Annotated in this window: 17 protein-coding genes; 8 read left to right on the top strand and 9 right to left on the bottom strand. The window is 64.0% G+C overall.

Annotation, left to right across the window (positions count from 1 at the left end; translation table 11 throughout):
- Positions 1-113: 113 nt before the first annotated feature.
- Together QOU61_RS34740 and QOU61_RS34735 are read right to left on the bottom strand one after the other, a co-directional pair.
- A complete protein-coding gene (locus tag QOU61_RS34740; RefSeq protein ID WP_289655679.1) occupies positions 114-596 on the bottom strand; it encodes a CinA family protein in 483 nt (160 codons plus the stop codon).
- Positions 597-600: 4 nt separating this feature from the next.
- Positions 601-1572, bottom strand: a complete 972-nt coding sequence (locus QOU61_RS34735) for an MBL fold metallo-hydrolase (protein ID WP_289655678.1) — start codon at positions 1570-1572, stop codon at positions 601-603.
- A gap of 119 nt (positions 1573-1691) precedes the next feature.
- Between QOU61_RS34735 and QOU61_RS34730 the strand changes: the two genes are divergently transcribed.
- The 6 genes from QOU61_RS34730 to QOU61_RS34705 all read left to right on the top strand — a co-directional run bounded on the left by QOU61_RS34730 (position 1692) and on the right by QOU61_RS34705 (position 7624).
- A complete protein-coding gene (locus QOU61_RS34730) occupies positions 1692-2765 on the top strand; it encodes an amidohydrolase family protein (RefSeq protein WP_289655677.1) in 1074 nt (357 codons plus the stop codon).
- An 84-nt stretch (positions 2766-2849) separates the two neighbouring features.
- The gene (locus tag QOU61_RS34725) at positions 2850-3959 is read left to right on the top strand and encodes an amidohydrolase family protein (protein ID WP_289655676.1); all 1110 of its coding nucleotides are present in this window, start codon (positions 2850-2852) and stop codon (positions 3957-3959) included.
- On the top strand, positions 3959-4372 hold the full coding sequence (locus tag QOU61_RS34720) for a Rieske (2Fe-2S) protein (RefSeq protein ID WP_289655675.1): 414 nt from the start codon (positions 3959-3961) through the stop codon (positions 4370-4372). Before QOU61_RS34725 ends, QOU61_RS34720 begins: the two co-directional genes overlap by 1 nt.
- Before the next feature lie 110 nt (positions 4373-4482).
- Positions 4483-5664 carry a PAS domain-containing sensor histidine kinase gene (locus QOU61_RS34715; protein ID WP_289655674.1) on the top strand — a complete coding sequence of 394 codons (1182 nt, stop codon included), beginning with the start codon at positions 4483-4485 and terminating at the stop codon, positions 5662-5664.
- Positions 5661-6116, top strand: coding sequence for a response regulator (locus QOU61_RS34710; RefSeq protein ID WP_289655673.1), 456 nt, complete (start codon positions 5661-5663; stop codon positions 6114-6116). The genes QOU61_RS34715 and QOU61_RS34710 overlap by 4 nt, the downstream gene beginning before the upstream one ends.
- A 20-nt stretch (positions 6117-6136) precedes the next feature.
- Positions 6137-7624: a hybrid sensor histidine kinase/response regulator gene (locus QOU61_RS34705; protein ID WP_289655672.1), complete on the top strand. Its 1488-nt coding sequence runs from the start codon at positions 6137-6139 to the stop codon at positions 7622-7624.
- 108 nt (positions 7625-7732) lie between these two features.
- Here QOU61_RS34705 and tcuB read toward each other — a convergent pair whose 3' ends face one another.
- The 5 genes from tcuB to QOU61_RS34680 form a co-directional block, all read right to left on the bottom strand.
- The gene (gene tcuB, locus QOU61_RS34700; RefSeq protein WP_289655671.1) at positions 7733-8851 is read right to left on the bottom strand and encodes a tricarballylate utilization 4Fe-4S protein TcuB; all 1119 of its coding nucleotides are present in this window, start codon (positions 8849-8851) and stop codon (positions 7733-7735) included.
- Between the two features lie 5 nt (positions 8852-8856).
- Complete coding sequence (locus QOU61_RS34695; RefSeq protein WP_289655670.1) at positions 8857-9894, bottom strand: alpha/beta hydrolase; 1038 nt, start codon at positions 9892-9894, stop codon at positions 8857-8859.
- Between the two features lie 24 nt (positions 9895-9918).
- Positions 9919-11307, bottom strand: coding sequence for an FAD-dependent tricarballylate dehydrogenase TcuA (gene tcuA / locus QOU61_RS34690; protein WP_502876995.1), 1389 nt, complete (start codon positions 11305-11307; stop codon positions 9919-9921).
- Between the two features lie 81 nt (positions 11308-11388).
- Positions 11389-12717 carry an MFS transporter gene (locus QOU61_RS34685; RefSeq protein WP_289655668.1) on the bottom strand — a complete coding sequence of 443 codons (1329 nt, stop codon included), beginning with the start codon at positions 12715-12717 and terminating at the stop codon, positions 11389-11391.
- A gap of 137 nt (positions 12718-12854) precedes the next feature.
- The gene (locus QOU61_RS34680; RefSeq protein WP_289655667.1) at positions 12855-13760 is read right to left on the bottom strand and encodes a transcriptional regulator GcvA; all 906 of its coding nucleotides are present in this window, start codon (positions 13758-13760) and stop codon (positions 12855-12857) included.
- A 108-nt stretch (positions 13761-13868) separates the two neighbouring features.
- On the opposite strand from QOU61_RS34680, the gene QOU61_RS34675 reads away from it, so the two are divergent.
- Together QOU61_RS34675 and QOU61_RS34670 are read left to right on the top strand one after the other, a co-directional pair.
- Positions 13869-14072: a DUF1127 domain-containing protein gene (locus QOU61_RS34675; protein ID WP_289655666.1), complete on the top strand. Its 204-nt coding sequence runs from the start codon at positions 13869-13871 to the stop codon at positions 14070-14072.
- Between the two features lie 69 nt (positions 14073-14141).
- Positions 14142-14759: a GNAT family N-acetyltransferase gene (locus QOU61_RS34670; RefSeq protein ID WP_289655665.1), complete on the top strand. Its 618-nt coding sequence runs from the start codon at positions 14142-14144 to the stop codon at positions 14757-14759.
- Positions 14760-14766: 7 nt separating this feature from the next.
- Here the strand turns inward: QOU61_RS34670 and QOU61_RS34665 are convergent, their stop codons facing one another.
- Both QOU61_RS34665 and QOU61_RS34660 read right to left on the bottom strand, forming a co-directional pair.
- Complete coding sequence (locus QOU61_RS34665; RefSeq protein WP_289655664.1) at positions 14767-15618, bottom strand: enoyl-CoA hydratase-related protein; 852 nt, start codon at positions 15616-15618, stop codon at positions 14767-14769.
- A gap of 73 nt (positions 15619-15691) precedes the next feature.
- Entirely contained in the window at positions 15692-16393 is a 702-nt protein-coding gene (locus QOU61_RS34660; protein WP_289655663.1) for an SDR family NAD(P)-dependent oxidoreductase, read from the bottom strand.
- Positions 16394-16697: the final 304 nt, after the last annotated feature.

Here is a 16697-nt window from a genome sequence, read left to right as displayed (position 1 = left end):
CGGAATCTTGCGCAGCAAAACGCGGCTGTCGTCATGGCTTGCGCTCGCTGCTTGACGGCGCTGCGGCGCAAGGCGCTCGCTTGCCGGAATGACACCGGTTGTGTGGTTGGCCGCTACCGCCCCAATTCCTTCAGCAGCAGACTCAATGCCGCCGCTGCAAACGCATGCATGTTGGCCTGCCGGTCATTCCTGGCGGTCTCCAGCGTGATCACGGCCGTAGCTGACCCTGCGACCGCCATGCAGCTGTGGCCGGCGGCATCGCCGTAGCGGTTGCCGGTTGGCCCCGCAGCTCCGGTCTCGGACAATCCCCAGTCGCTCGCAAAGCGCGTGCGGATCTGGTTGGCAAGCAGTTTTGCATAGGGCTCCGAGGCCGAGCGGATGCCCTTCATCGCATCATCGGGGATGTCCATCAGGATGCGCCGCGCATCGCGCGTATAGACGACGGCTGAGCCCAGGAAATAGGCGGAGGCGCCGGGCACCGCGAGCAGCGCGGCGGAGATCAGGCCGCCGGTCGAGGATTCCGCGACCGCAATGGTCTGCTTGCGTTCGATCAGCCGCGCGGCGACCTGCTCGGCTATGGCGACAAGCTCTTTCATGGTTTCAGCTCCGGCGCAGGATCCGCTTCAGCAGCGGCTTCTTCTCGGTCTTGTCGGCCAGCGAGTGATAGACGACGCGGATGAAGTTTGTGCTCGCAAGCTCGCTTGGCGCCCATTTGGCGTCGAGATCGGCAAACGGCTTTGCTGCGAGCACGTCGGCCTCGCTTTTTCCCTCCTTTACCAGCTTTTCCATGCGGTCGCGCGCTGTGACCAGCATGGCCCGGTACGCTTGCAGCGCGGCCTTGTCAGCGACGGGGCCGTGGCCCGGCACGATCCGGCTCCTGTCATTGACGAGCTTGAGATAGACGTCCGCCGCCGCGATCATGCCCTTGATGTTGCCGCCATTGGCGAAGTCGATATTCGGATAGCGGCCGTTGGTGAAGGTGTCGCCGGTCGAAAGCACGTTCGCGGTCTTGAACCACACATAGGTGTCGCCGTCGGTGTGGGCGCTGGGGATGTGCTTGAGGTCGGCGACGCGGCCGTTCAGCCGCAGCTTGAACGCGCCGGTATAGGTTTTCGCCGGCAGCGCGGCTTCCGGCGCCGGCGGCGTCTTGACCCCCGTCAGACCGTTCGTCGTCCCGGCGGCAAGCCGCTTCTTCACATTGGCCTCGGCGATGACGGTGGCGCCGTCCCTGGCGAACGGCTCGTTGCCGCCGGTATGGTCGCCATGGAAGTGGGTGTTGACGAGGTACTTGATCGGCAGGCTGGAAATGTTGGCGATTGCGGCCTTGATCTTGTCGTGCAGCGGCGCGAACTCGCTGTCGACCATGATGATGCCGTCCCTGGCGACCGCGGCCGTGATGTTGCCGCCCTGGCCCTCCAGCATGTAGACGTGGTCGCCGAGGTCGGTGGTCTTGATCTCGACCTTGGAGAAATCGACCGGCGGCGGTGCGGGCTGTTGCTGCGGCTGCTGGGCGAGGGCGCTTGCGGTGAGGAACAGCGCGGTCGTCGTCGCGGCGATGGCAATACGGATCATCAATACCTCCCCAGCCCGGTCTTTCCCCGATTCCTAGCATAGCGGCATCGGGTTTGCCGAGTTGCGGCCGACCGATGCGCCTGCTTCAATGGGGAGAGGAGACGCCGGGAGGCCATGTCATGACGTCACCGGTCCCGGGCGGCGTGGATTGCGACCTGCATCCGGCCGTTCCGCATCTGACGAGCCTGCTGCCTTATCTGAACGATTACTGGCGCGACCAGGTGACGACCCGCGGCATGACCGATCTGGTCTCGCAGTCCTATCCGCCGAACTCGCCGATCTCGGCACGACCGGATTGGTGGCCGAGCCAGGGCAAGCCGGGCACGAGCCTTGCCGACGTGCAGCGCCAGGCGCTCGATGCCTTTCAGCTTCGCCACGCGATCTGCAACCCGCTCTACGGCGTGCAGATGGTGTTTTCCGAGGATATGGCGGACGCGTTCTGCCGTGCGCTCAATGACTGGCTGGCCAAGGAGTGGCTCGACCGGGACGCCCGCCTGCGCGGCTCGATCGTGATCCCCGTGCAGAGCGTGGAGAAATCGGTCGCCGAGATCGAACGCTGCGCCGCCGATCCGCGCTTCGTCCAGGTGCTGATGCTCGTGATGGGCGACATGCCGCTCGGAAAGCGCGCGCTGTGGCCGATCTATGCCGCGGCCGAACGCCATGGCTTGGCCATAGGCGTCCATGCGGGCTCCGCCTATCACAACCCGCCGACCTCGGTCGGCTGGGGCTCCTATCACATCGAGGATTACGTGGCGCACGCCGCCGCGTTCCAGACCCAGCTCACCAGCCTGATTGTCGAGGGCGTGTTCGCCCGCCACCCGAAGCTGAAAATGGTCATGCTGGAGAGCGGCTTCACCTGGTTGCCACCGTTTCTGTGGCGGCTGCACAAGTTCTGGCGCGGCATCCGCATGGAGACGCCTTGGGTCGACCGCGCGCCGCTCGAGATTGTGCGCAGCAATATCCGTTTCTCGCTGCAACCGGTCGACGCTCCCGATGATCCAGCGGTGCTAAATCGCCTGTTCGACCATATGCAGTCCGATGAATTGCTCCTATTCTCGACCGACTATCCGCACTGGCAGTTCGAGGGGAACCGCGTGCTGCCGGAAGGCTTGTCGGGTGATCTCGTGCGCAAGATCATGATCGACAATCCGCTTGCGACCTACGGTCGGCTGACGCAAGCAGCCGCGGCATGATCCCGACGCGAAGGGCCGCGTTGGCGCAAAGCGGGAACCGGTTTTCGGAAAAAGATCATGCTGAAAGATTGAGGAGGTTGCGCCATGAACGTGCAGTTCCGCGAACGTCCCGAGCAGAGCGCCGTCGTTCAGGCCAGGACCGCGATCGCCGATTGCGACATCCATCCGGCGCGCGCCACCAGGGACGAGCTCTATCCGTTCATGGCCAGGCGCTGGCACGCGCATCTCGAAACCTACGACAAGCATCCCTATCAGGGCATGATGGAAGGCCCGCCATTTCCAAAGGCGCAGCCCAACGCCTCGCGCCGCGACGCCTATCCGCCGGAAGGCGGCCCGCAGGGCTCCTCGCTCTCCTTCATGCAGAAGCAGCATCTCGATCCGAATAACGTCGTGCTGGGCGTGCTCAATCCGCTGGCGACCGGGCAGGGCATCCGCAACCAGGATCTGGCGGCGGCGATCTGCTCGGCGGTCAACGACTGGCAGATCGAGAAATGGACGTCCAAGGATTCCCGCCTGAAGGCCTCTGTAGTCGTCGCCAATGAGGACGGGCCGGCGGCGGCCGCCGAGATCAGGAGGCGTGCGGGCGATCCGAATTTCGTCCAGGTGCTGCTGCTCAGCCGCAACGTCGAGCCGCTCGGCCAGCGCCGCTACTGGCCGATCTACGAAGCAGCAGAGGAAGCGGGCCTTCCCGTTGGCGTCCACGCCTTCGGGTTCGGCGGCAACCCGATCACGGCGTCGGGCTGGCCGAGCTTCTACATCGAGGAGATGGTCGGCCACTCGCAGTGCCAGCAGACCGCGCTGGCGAGCCTGGTGCTGGAAGGCGTGTTCGAGCGCCATCCGACGCTCAAGATGATCATGATCGAGGCCGGCTTCGGCTGGGCGCCCTCGCTCGCCTGGCGCCTCGACAAGACTTTCGAGCGGCTGCACAGCGAGGTGCCGCATCTGAAGCGCAGGCCGTCCGAATACATCCGCGACCACATCTTCTGGACCACGCAGCCGATGGAGGATCCGGAGCGGCGCGATCACCTGTTTGACATGATCGACTGGATCGGATGGGACAAGCTTCTGTTCGCGACCGACTACCCTCACTGGGATTATGACGAGCCTTCGCGCGTGCTGCCTCCCGGCGTCAGCGAGGAGAACCGCGCCGCGTTCTATCTCGGCAACGCGCGCAAGGTTTACGGAATCCCCTGATGGCGCGTCACGTCGTGGCGACAGTCGACGAGCTGCCGCCGGGCACCCGAAAATTCCTCGAGATCGACGGCCGTCCGATCGCGGTCTTCAATATCAAGGGCGAGTTCTTCGGCTTGCTCAACCGGTGTCCGCACCAGGGTGCGGCGCTGTGCGAAGGCCCGCTGATCGGGCTGGCGCAATCCAGAACTCCCGGCGAGGTCGAATACACCAGGCTGGGCGAGATCATCCGCTGCCCATGGCACGGCTGGGAGTTCGACATCCGCACCGGGCAGTCCTATTGCGACCCGCGCCGCTTCCGCGCCAAGGCCTATCCCGCGCATGTCGAGCCGGGCGCAACCGTGGTGAAGGGGCCGTATGTCGCGGAGACCATCAAGGTCGCGGTCGAAAGCGACTACGTGGTGGTGGAGTTGTAGCCGCCACAAGCCTGCCCATGACGGGACGAGGTCTTCAGCCACCCCAAAACCTGCTATAATCAGCCAAGTTGGCCAAAGCCGCACGTGCGCATGTGTCGGAGTAACCGAGCGTGGCGTATTGGAACGACGAATTTCAACTGCCCCAGTCGCCGCTTCTGCGTTACGGATTTGCCATTCTTGCCGTGGCCATCGCGGTTGCTATCGCGCTCGCGTTGCAAGCATACGAGTTCCGTGATGTAGAGCTGCCGGTCCTGGTGCTCGCAATCGGTCTTGTCGGCTGGTACGCGGGGACCGGGCCTGTTGCGCTGGCTGTTCTGGTTTCCTCGGCGGCCTTCAGCTATCTGTTTGCAGAACCTCTGTACAGCTTCTACGTTACCGCGCGCGATCTTCCTTACTTCTTGGTTTTTGTGCTCGCGGCGGGCATCGCGGGCTTCTTCAGTGCTGTTCGCCGCCGCATCGAGGACAACCTTCGCCACGCACGTGATCGACTTCAGGTCGAGCTCGAGCAGCGTCGGCACCGAGAGGCCGAGATACGCAAGCTCAACCAGGATCTGACGCTGCGCGCCGCGGAGCTCGTGGCAGCCAACAAGGAGCTCGAGTCGTTTGCCTATTCCGTATCACATGACTTGCGGGCACCGCTGCGCCATCTCGTCGGCTACTCGGAATTGCTGCAAAAACACGCATCGGATTCGCTGGACGACAAGAGTCAAAGATACATACGGACGATTCTCGAATCAGGGAAACGAATGGGAATTCTGATTGATGATCTGCTGGCGTTTTCCAGGATCGGGCGCGCCGAAAGCAGGACCACGGCGGTGGACCTCCAGAAGCTGGTCAACGAGGTGGTTTCGGAGGTCGGGCAGCAGACAAAGGGGCAGGACATTTCCTGGAAGATCGGGGCGCTTCCGGTCTGCTGCGGAGACCGGTCCCTTCTGAAGCTGGTCGTCGTTAACCTGCTTTCCAATGCGATCAAGTTCTCAAGCACGCGACACCCCGCCCGGATCGAGATTGGCTCCGCGGATGGCAATGCAAATACGACGGAAATCTTTGTCAGGGACAACGGCGTCGGATTTGACATGCAATACGTCGACAAGCTGTTCGGGGTATTTCAGCGCCTGCATCGGGCCGACGAGTTCGAGGGCACGGGGATAGGATTGGCGACCGTGCAGCGCATTGTTCACCGCCATGGCGGCGTCGTGCGCGCCGAGGGAGCGGTTGATCGAGGCGCCACTTTCTATTTCTCCCTGCCGAAGGCCAAAAGTCCACTGGAGAGGACGGGGAAAGCACCATGAGCGAACTGGGACGAATTCTGGTCGTCGAAGACGATCCAAGAGATGTCGAGCTCACTCTCACGGCTCTTGACGAATACAAGCTTGCCAACGAGGTTGTCGTTGCCCGCGACGGCACGGAGGCTCTCGATTTCCTTTATTGTCGAGAGCAATTCGCGGCGCGCCCCGAAGAGAACCCGGCGGTTATTCTGCTGGATCTGAAGCTGCCGAAGGTGAATGGATTGGAGGTCTTGCAGCAAATCCGATCCGACGAACGGCTCAAGATGATTCCGGTGGTCGTGCTGACGTCATCGCACGAAGAAAAGGATATGCTGGCGAGCTACCAGCTCGGGGTAAACGCCTACGTCGTGAAGCCCGTCGATTTTCACGAGTTTGTCAACGCTGTCAAAGAACTGGGCATGTTCTGGGCGATCATAAACCAACCGCCCCCCGGAAGCTCGAAGAAGGTGTTATGAGTTCGGCTATTGGAATTCTGTTGCTCGAGGACGACCGCAACGACGCGGAGCTCATCGAAGCGCTCCTCGAAGCCGATCATTTCACGTGTCGTATCGTCTGCGTGCAAGGTCGGGCCGAGTTTCTGGCCGCTCTCAAGGGCGGCGACTTCGACCTCATCCTCTCGGATTATAAGCTTCCCTCGTTCGACGGACTTTCTGCGTTAGATCTGGCGCTGAGTGTTCGCCCCGATCTGCCCTTCATCTTTGTTTCCGGAACTCTTGGCGAGGAGGCAGCCGTCGAAGCGCTCAAGGTTGGCGCCACGGACTATGTTCTGAAGACCCGGCTCTCGAGGCTCGTGCCCGCCGTACGGCGCGCGTTGCGCGAGGCGGGTGATCGAGTCGCGCGCCGAGAGGCCGAGAATGCGCTTCGCCGGAGCGAAAAAGAGCTTCGGGATGTCATTGAGGCGATACCTGCGATTGCGTTTACAGCCCGGCCCGACGGCAAAAGCGTTTGGATAAACCGGCGATGGGTGGAATTTTCAGGGCTGTCGGTGGAAGAGACGTCGGGATTGGGCTGGCAATCCGCGATTCACCCGGACGACGTCGCTGAACATGCGGCCAAGTGGCAGCAGTCAATGACAAGTGGTGAGCCGTTCGAGAACGAGGCGCGGCATCGCAGTGCGAAGGGAGAGTACCGCTGGTTCCTGGTGCGGGCGGTGCCGCTGCGTGATGAACAGGGCAAGATTCTCAAATGGTACGGCATCCTGGCGGACATCGAAGATCGCAAGCGCGCCGAGCAGGAACGCGAGCGATCGCGCCAGCTGGAGGCCGACCTCGCGCACATGAACCGGGTCAGTATGATGGGAGAGATGGTTGCCTCGCTCGCGCATGAGATAAAGCAGCCGGTCGCGGCCGGGGTCATGAGTGCGAACGCTTGCAGGAACTGGCTCAGCCCTGATCGACTCGACATCGGTGAAGCCTCCGCGGCTGCAGAAGGGACAATGCGCAGCTTGACCCGAGCCACCGACATCATCGATCGCGTGCGCGCGCTCTACGGACCCGGCACGCGCGAACGAGAATTGGTGGACGTCAACGAACTCGTCCGCGAGATGACCGTGATGCTTCGCGATGCGGCGGCGCGCAACTCCATTTCGATGCGTACCGAGCTTGAGGTGGACATTCCGGCGACGCTGGCGGATCGCGTGCAACTGCAGCAGGTGTTGATGAATCTCATGCTCAACGGCATTGAGGCTATGCGGGAAACGGGTGGAGAACTGAAAGTTTCATCCAGGACGAACGAGGATGGTCAATTGCTGATCTCGGTCAGCGACATGGGCAGCGGACTTCCGGCCGACCAGCCCGAACGCATTTTCACGCCTTTCTTCACGACAAAGGCACAAGGCACGGGCATGGGATTGTCCATCAGTCGGCGCATCGTCGAGTCGCATGAGGGCCGTTTGTGGGCCACGGCCAAGGCGGATCGGGGTACGATCTTTCAGTTCACCTTGCCAGGCAAGGCGACGGTTTAGCGGCGGCAGCAACTCGGGAACGATCAGTGCCGCGGGAACGGGGACGCCTATCCTCCTGGCTTTTTGACAATTCAATCGTGAAGCGCCCGACGGGGAGGGATGAAGCGGTCATTCCTCCGCCGCTTCGCCCGACACCGCACGTCGCTCCTGTGCGTAGCGCACCAGCGCGACGAAACGATAGATGCCGTGCACGAACTTGCCGTAAGGCATCGTGATGAACAGCGCGGACACGAAGCCGAGATGGACGATGAGCAGCAGTCCCATCGCGGCGGTGTCGCGCCAGACGAGCAGCGCGAGTCCCGTCAGCGAGGTCAGGAGCAGCATCAGAACGAACGCGATATCCATGCCGCTGTTCTTCTGCTCGACCAGCGCGCTATCGCGGCGCCATCGCGCCGCGAGCAGGCCGATGGGGCCGATCACCAGCCCAAGGCCCCCAAGCGTGCCGAGCACGACCGGCAGGTCCCACCAGGCATAGGGCGCCTCGCGCCCGAGCAGATAGTGATAAAGCGTCGCCACGCAGGTCGCGGCAAAGCACAGCAGGAAGCCATAGAAGGTCAGGTGATGCGAGAGCTTGCGGCGATCGGTCGGGCGCTCGTCCGCGTTGAAGCAGCCGACCCCGCCGCCGTCGAGATAGCGCAACGTCGCAGCGTCGCGGATCGCCTGCAGGATCGCGCTTGTGCTGACCCTGGTATCGGCGGGATCGCCGATGTCGCGCCAGAACGCGCGCACGCCCATCGCGAGTGCGAGGATTGCATAAAGGAAGATGATGCCGAACAGGGCCGCCATCGCCTTGTGCGGCATCAGGGCATAGAATGCGCCGGGGCCGGTGTGGGTGCCGAACAGATCCTTCTGGTCGTTGAAAACGGCAAATCCGACGATGAACGCCGCCAGGCTCAGCATGGTGACGAGCCGGATGACGACGCCGTTATTCGCGAACAGGTGGGCGAGCGCGCGCGGCCAAGCGTAGGTGGCCCAGGAATCGGCGCGCACGGCCGCGAGCGTCTTGGGAACATTGACGTTGAACTCATGCGGCGGCGCGAACTGGCAGTCGACATAGCAGGCGCCGCAGGCATGGCAGAGGTTGGCGAGATAATTGAGGTCGCCGTCGGAAAAGGCGCGGCGCATCTCCATCGCCGGGAACACCGCGCACAGGCCTTCGCAGTAGCGGCAGGAATTGCAGACCGTCATCAGGCGGTCGGCCTCGGCGAGGGTTCGGGTGGCATGCATCGCTGTCACGGCTTTTTGGTCAGTCCCTTGCTTTCCAGCCAGTTCTGGATCAGGCCGGCGACTTCGCGGTTGTTCCTGTCCATCATCATCACGTGCGAATTGCCGTGGATGCCGGCCTTCGGCAGGTCGATCACATCGGCGCTGCCGCCGGCCGCGCTGATCGCCTCGGCAAAGGCAATGCCGGTCGCGCGGATCTTCGGCCAGCGCGAATCGCGCTCGATATAGTCGCCATAGACGAACAGGGTCGGGATGTTCTTGAGCAGATCGACCTTGGCGGGGTCGCCGACGCCCGCCGGCTCGACCGCGATCAGCGCCTTCACCTTGTCGGGGCGCGCCTGCGCCACCTTGAAGCCGAAGGTGCCGGCCTGGCTGTGGAACAGGATGATGCAGGGGCCGATGCGGTCGACCTCGGCAATGTAAGCCGCGATCGTCGCATCGTCGGTCGTGGTCCAGCGCGGCACATTCTGCTTGACGAAGTTCTCGTAAGCCTCGTTTGGAAACTGGCTGCCCGGCATCAATTTGCGTTTTGCCGGATCGGGGTCGTAGGAGCCAGGGCCGTCGCCGATGCGGAAGCGCTCGAACGGGTTGGCGGTGGTGAGGAACACCGGCTCGCCCTTGAAGATGTCAGGGTATTGCGCCCAGCCTGCGCGCCCGCGCTCGACCGCGTCGGAATTGTAGACGGCAAAGCCCTTGCGCAGGAAATAGTTCAGCCAGCCTTCGCGGCCGTCAGGCGTGGTCTCGTAAGTGACGCCGGTCAGGCCGCCGCCATGCCAGAGCAGCAGCGGGTAGGCGCCCTTCTCGTTCGCGGGCAGGAAGTATTGCACATACATCTGCTCGACCTGGTAGGTGCCGTTGGGATCGACCTTGGCCGGCACGCCGCCGGGCGTGAAGGTGACCTCCTTCACCGGCTTGCCGGAGATCTCGACCAGCCGCCCGCCGACATGGAACGAGCCCATGCCGCGCAAGCTGATCGGCTCGTCGGCGTTGGCGGGCATCGACGCGATCAGCACGGTCGCGAGCGAGACGATGGCGAGGCGTGACATGGCTCCTCCTTCAATCGATCGGCGTCAGTTCTTCGCATTCTTCGCCGCTTCCCGGCCGGCAATGCGGCCGAACACGCTGCCGATGGTCATGCCGATGCCGGCGGCGTAACCTTGGCCCAGCACGTTGCCGGCCATGATCTCGCCGGCGGCGAACATGTTTGCGGAGGGCTTGCCGTCCTGCATCAGCATGCGCGCCTGTTTGTTCACGCGGGTGCCGAGATAGGTGAAGGTGATGCCGGGCCGCACCGGATAGGCGTAGTAAGGCGGCGTCTCGATCCTGCGCGCCCAGTGCGATTTCGGCGGCGTCAGGCCCTCGGTGCGGCAGTCGTCGAGGACGGTGTGGTCGAAGGTGCCGGGACGCACCGCGGCGTTGAAGGTCGCGATTGTCTTTTCCAGCGCGGCCGGATCGAGTTCGAGCTCTTCGGCGAGCGCGGCAATGCTGTCGCCTTCGAGCGGCGGAAACAGCGTGGGCATGAAACTGTTGCGCGAGGAGGCATCGAAGATGATGTGGGCGATCTGATCTGGCTGGGCGGCGACCAGCCGTCCCCAGATCGCGTAACGCTTCGGCCAGATGTCCTCGCCCTCGTCATAGAAGCGCTCGGCGTTCCTGTTGACGACGATGCCGAACACAACCGAGTCGTGGCGCGTGATGATGCCGCCGTCGAATTTCGGCGCGCGGGCGTCGATCGCGACCGCGTGGCACTGGGTGGGATCGCCGATCGCCTGCACCCCCTTCGCCAGCAGCAGCTTCAGGATCGCGCCGCGGTTATAGGGCGTGCCGCGGATCAGGAAATTATCGGCGGCCTCGCCCCAATATTGCTTCAGCCATTCGATGTTGGCCTCGAAGCCGCCGGCGGCGGCGACCAGCGTCGCGGCGCGCACCCTTGCGTGGCCGTCGCCCTGCTTCAGCGTGGCCGACAGGAACATGCCGCGCTCGATCTCGAGTTCGACAACCTCGGCATCGTAGAGAATCTCGACGCCGAGCTGCTCGGCGGTCAGATACAGCGCGTTCAGCATCGCCCGCCCGCCGCCGAGGAAGAAGGAGTTGGTGCGTCCGAGGCTCAGCGTGCCGCCGAGCGATGGCTGCCAGCGCACGCCCTGCTCGACGATCCAGTTCAGGATGTCCTTGGACTCGGCGATCATGTGGCGGGCGAGTTCTTCGTCGGTCTGGCCGCCGGTCACGCGCAACAGGTCTTCGAAGAATTCCTCTTCCGTATAGGGCCCGGTGAGGATGGCGGTCGCCGCGTCGTGGGCGCAGCGCATGTTGCGGGTGTGGCGGGTGTTGCCGCCACGATAGAATTTCGGCGCGCCTTCCAGCACCAGCACGGAGGCGCCGTCGCGTCGTGCGCTGATCGCGGCGCACAGCGCGGCATTGCCGCCGCCGATCACCAGCACGTCGAACTTGCGGCTCAAATCGACCATGCTGGTTGTTATCGTGTTGGCATGGCAAGGGGACGCTGGCCGGACCCAGGCCCGGCCAGCCATCGTCGATGCTCAGGCAGTGACCGCTTCGCGTGTCTCGATGGTCCGGCCGCCGCGATAGACGGTCAGCGCCGCGATGATGGCGAGCGCGGCGCCGCACATCAGCCAGTAGCCGGGCGAGGCCTTGTCGCCGGTCTTGTCGATCAGCAAGGTCGAGGCGAACGGCGTGAAGGTGCCGAACAGGGCTGCGGCCAGCGCAAAGGCGAGCGAGAAGCAGGTGGTGCGGACATGCGCCGGCACGATCTCGACGAGCGCGCCGAGCATGGTGCCGCTGTAGACGCCGAAATAGAACGAGAACATCATCTCGACCGCGAGCAGCTTGCCGAAGCTCGGATCAGCCACCAGCCAGTGCAGCGCCGGGTAGGCGGTCACAAAGGACAGTCCGGCGATCGTCAGTAGCACGGGCTTGCGGCCGATGCGGTCGGAGAGCGCGCCGCCGACCGGATTCCAGATGAAGTTCGTGACTGCCACCAGCAGCGTAACCAGCAGCGCATCGGCGGTGGAGAGCTTCAGCACGTTCTTGCCGAAGGTCGGCGTATAGACGGTGACGAAATAGAAGGTGGTGGTGGTCAGGATCGCGATCATCATGCCGAGGATGACGATGCGCCAGTTCGCGAGCGCGGAGGCGAACACCTCGCTTGCGGTCGGATGCTTCTTCATCTTGAGGAATTCCGGCGTTTCTTCCAGCGTCCGCCGCAGCAGGAAGATGAAGGGAATGATCAGGCAGCCGATGAAGAAGGGAATGCGCCACTTGGCGATGCCGCCGCCAAGTGCGGTCAGCACGGTATCGCCGCTCACGGCTTCGCTCAGGAGAAAGCCAATGATGGCGGCGACGAAGATCGCCACCTGCTGGCTGGAGGACTGGAACGAGGTGTAGAATCCGCGATTGCCGGGCGTGGAAATCTCGGCGAGATAGACCGATACGCCGCCGAGCTCGACACCGGCGGAGAAGCCCTGCAAGAGCCGGCCGATCAGCACGATGACGGGCGCGGCGACGCCGATCGCCGCGTAAGTCGGGCAGAAGGCGATCACTACCGTGCCGACTGCCATGATGCCGAGCGTCACGATCAGGCCCTGGCGGCGGCCGATGCGGTCGATATAGGCGCCGAGCACGATGGCGCCGACCGGACGCATCAAGGCGCCGAGCCAGAACACGCCGAAGGTATTGAGCAGCGCCGCGGTCTCATTGTCGGACGGAAAGAACGCCTTGGCGATCAGGGGAGCGTAGAAGCCGAACAGGAAGAAGTCGAACTGTTCGAGGAAATTGCCGCTGGTCGCGCGCAGGATGGCGCCGATGCGCGACTTGATCTGCGGTGTTTCGGAACTGTTCGGCTGAGCCATGGACGCTTTCCCCCGTGTTTCGATGCAGCCGGTGCGAGCGAAAGTCCCGGCCGACCGTTTATGACGGCAATGTGCCACGCCCGCGCGGGCTGACCAACCGGGAAAACACGAAACCTTTGGCTAAAGAGACTCGCGGCTTACGGTTTGGTGCGGGCGAGGCCCGCGAGCCATTGCCGAAACGCTGCAAGCTTCGGCGGGTCGGCCCGCGCCTCGGGGGAAACCAGATAGAATCCGGCATCGGCCGGCAGCGCGATCCTGAACGGAGCCACGAGCCGGCCCTTGGCGATATCGTCCTGGACATAGGAGGTGCGGCCCACCGCGACGCCGATGCCGTCGATCGCGGCCTGGACGGTCATGAACATCAAATCGAAGGTGACGCCAGGCTGCTTGGAGATGTCGGCCGGCAGGCCGGCCGCGGTCAGCCACAGCCGCCAGTCGTCGCTGTTGGTGTTGCTGGTGTGCAGCAGCACATGGTCGCGCAGGTCTTCCGGCGAGCGCAGCGGCTTGGCTCCATCGACCAGCGCCGGGCTGCAAACCGGAAACAGCTCGTCCGCCATCAGCCACTCCGCGCGCACGCCGGGCCATTGCCCGCGGCCGTAGCGGATCGCGGCGTCGACGTCGTCGCGGCGGAAATCGACCAGGCTGGGGGAGGTTGTGATGCGGACGTCGATGCCGGGATGGCTTTCCTGGAATGCGGACAGCCGCGGCAGCAGCCATTTCGCGGCGAGCGAGGCCAGCGTCGAGACGGTCAGCACGTGGCCGTCGTCCTTGCGCAACAGCCGCTCGGTCGCGAGCCGCAGGTCGTTGAAGGCGGCGCGGACGCCCGGCAGGTAGTCCCGCGCCTCCTGCGTCAGCTCCAGCGCGCGGTTCTTCCGGATGAACAGCCGCAGGCCGAGCTCCTCCTCGAGCCGCCGGATCTGATGGCTGATCGCGGTCTGCGTCACGTTCAGCTCGGATGCGGCGAGCGTGAAGCTCAAATGCCGCGCGGCGGCCTCGAAAGCCCGCAATCCGTTCAAGGACGGTAATCTGGTATTCGTCGGCATGCCCTAGATATATGACTTTATTTCATCCGAAACGGTACAAAGTGTCGTTTGTAGAAGCGTCCGGGCGCGCAGATATTACGCCAAAGGATTTAGCCGCAGGAGCTGAAAATGTCTACTTGCAGCCATCAGACGATGACAAATCATCATGATTCGGGCTTTCTCAGCCAGGTGAATGAAACCCTGCATGTCTGGCGGGACCGCTTCCGTCAGCGCCGCGAGCTTTCGCACTGGACCGATCGCGACCTCCACGACGTCGGCTTGTCCTGGAGCGACGTCGCGCGTGAGGCCGAGAAACCTTTCTGGCGGGCGTAAGCGCAGCCACGCCGGCGTCGCCTCGTCAGGGGGACGCCGGCTGCCTTCCTTTCGGAACTGGAGCGGGCCATGACCACCCTGCGGTTCGATGATCTCAAGCAGCATTCCGACGTTGTGCGGGCGCGCGACGGCCAGCCTGTCACCGTGCGCTTCGTCGAGCCGCGCGACGCCGAGGAGCTGCAGAACTATTTCCGCTCGTTGTCGGCGGGCTCGCGCTACAACCGGTTCCTTGGCGCCATCAGCGAGCTGCCGAAGTCGCTGCTCGACCATTTCATCCATGTCGGCGAGGAGGACCGCTTCAGCGTGGTCGCCACCGTCGCCATCGACGGATTCGAGGTGATCGTCGGCGAAGCCCGCTACGCCTTCCACCCCGAGAACGGCAGCTTCGAGTTCGGTCTCTCGCTCGACGACCGCTGGCAGGGCCACGGCATTGGCGCTGCATTGCTGAAGAATCTGGAATGCCGTGCCGCCGCTTTTGGCGCCTGCAGCCTGTTCGGCGATACGCTGCGCTCCAACAGCGCGATGATCGGACTTGCGAAGAAGACGGGCTACACCTTCGTGCACAACCCGGACGACTGGAAGCTCGTCCGCTTCGAGAAATCCATCGCGGTTGCGCCGGCGGACATTCCCTGCGCGAGCTGGCGGCTTGCCGCCGCTTCGCGTGCGTTGGAACTGGCCGCGCACTGAAGCGAGATCATTTCCCCGTAAACACCGGCTTGCGCTTCTCGACAAAGGCCTGCACCGCCTCGCGGTGGTCTGATGTCGCGGTCAGCCGCACCAGCCGCTCGGCCTCCTGGTCGCGCGCGGTGGCGAAGTCGAACGACAGCGCCTCGTCGAGATTGTCCTTCATGTAGCGCAGCGCCAGCGCCGGGCCTTCGGCGAATGATTTCGCCAGCGCAAAAGCCTCGTCCTGCAATTTGTCGTCCGGCACCACACGGTTGAACAGGCCGATCCGCTCGCAGCGCGCCGCGTCGACCTTCTCGGCGGTGAACATCAGCTCGCGGGCGCGCGCGGTGCCGACCAGCCGCGTCAGCAGCCAGGCGATGCCGTAGTCGCCGCTCAGGGCCACCCGCGCATAGCCGGTGGAGACGAAGGCGGAAGCCGCCGCGATGCGGATATCGCAGGCCATGGCGATGGCAAGCCCGGCGCCGGCGGCAGCGCCCGGCAGCGCCGCGATCGTCGGCTTGCGCACGGCGACCAGCGCGCCGGTGAGGAGGCGCTGGCGTTCCTGCAGGTCGGCGACCTTCTCGTCGAATGACATCTCGGCCTTCTTCCTGTCGCGATAGGCGCCCATGCCCTTGACGTCGCCGCCGGAGCAGAACGCGGTGCCGGCGCCGGTGATGAGCAGCGCGCCGACTTGCGCATTCTCGCCGCAGGTCCGGATCATGGTCCGCAGCGCCGGCGAAAGCCGGTCCGACAGGGAATTGCGCGCCTGCGGCCGGTTCAGCGTGATGATCGCGACGCGGTCGCGGATCGCGCACAGCAATTCGTCGGTGCCGGTGTCGAGGGTGATTTCGCCGCCCGCGGCCGGCTGCTCGTTTGCCATGTGCGATCCTCCTTCAGGCCTGTTTGCGGAAAATTATAGGACTGTGAAATGACGCGCGTCATCCTTTTCCTGCCTAGAACTTCTCGACCCAGGGCCGAAGCTCGAGCTCCCAGCTCCAGGCGCTCCGCGGCTGCTGCAGCACGTTCCAGTAACTGAGCGCGATTGCGTCCGGATCGAGCATCGAATCCGGCCGATCCGCCGGGTCGGGCCGGTTGGCGCTGCGAATGCCGCCGTCAATGACGAAATGCGCGACATGGATGCCCTGCGGTGATAGCTCCCGCGCCATGCTCTGCGCCAGGCCGCGCAGCGCGAACTTGCCCATCGCGAAGGGAGCCGACTGCGCATAGCCCTTCACGCTGGCCGAGGCGCCCGTGAACAGGATCGCGCCGTGCCTGTTGGGCAGCATCCGCTTTGCCGCCTGCTGCGCCACCAAAAAGCCGCCATAGGCGCTGACCGCGATCGTGTTCGCGACGTCGGCCGGAACCAGCTCGACAAACGGGCCGCGCGCGCGGCCGCTCGCATTGTAGACCACGAGGTCGGGGGTTCCGATCTCGCGCTCGACCAGGCCGAACAGCCGCTCGACCTCGTCGGCATCGGCGGCGTTGCAGGCAAAGGCGCGGGCGCTGGTCTCGCCGCAGAGCGCGCCGAGTTTCTCGATCTTGCGCGCGGCGAGCGCGACGCGGATGCCCTCGCGGGCGAGCAGCCGCGTCAGCGAGGCGCTGAGGCCCTCGCCGGCGCCGACGATCAGGGCGTTCTTATATTTGGGCTTTTCCATCGATGCTTTCCTTTGCGATGCGGGCCTGGCGTTACGGCCCATTCCACGGGACGAAATTGCGCGTAGCCGCAAACGGACAGCGCGACACGCGGCGGGCGGATGTGCGATAGTCGTGACAAGTGTGGCGGCTCTGACGTTCCTTTCAGTTTCGCCGCAACCTCTTCAAAGGAACGTCAGAGCCAAAGCCACACTAGAATCTGATATTTTGCTAGTGTCCCTTTGGTTCTGACATTCGCAAAACGTGGCTTCCGCAAAATGATGCGAATGTCAGAACCGGGACACTAGAGATGAGGAAGCACCCGAG

The sequence above is a fragment of the Bradyrhizobium sp. NP1 genome (genome assembly GCF_030378205.1).
Lineage (GTDB): Bacteria > Pseudomonadota > Alphaproteobacteria > Rhizobiales > Xanthobacteraceae > Bradyrhizobium.
This window is presented reverse-complemented; position numbering and strand designations above follow the sequence as displayed.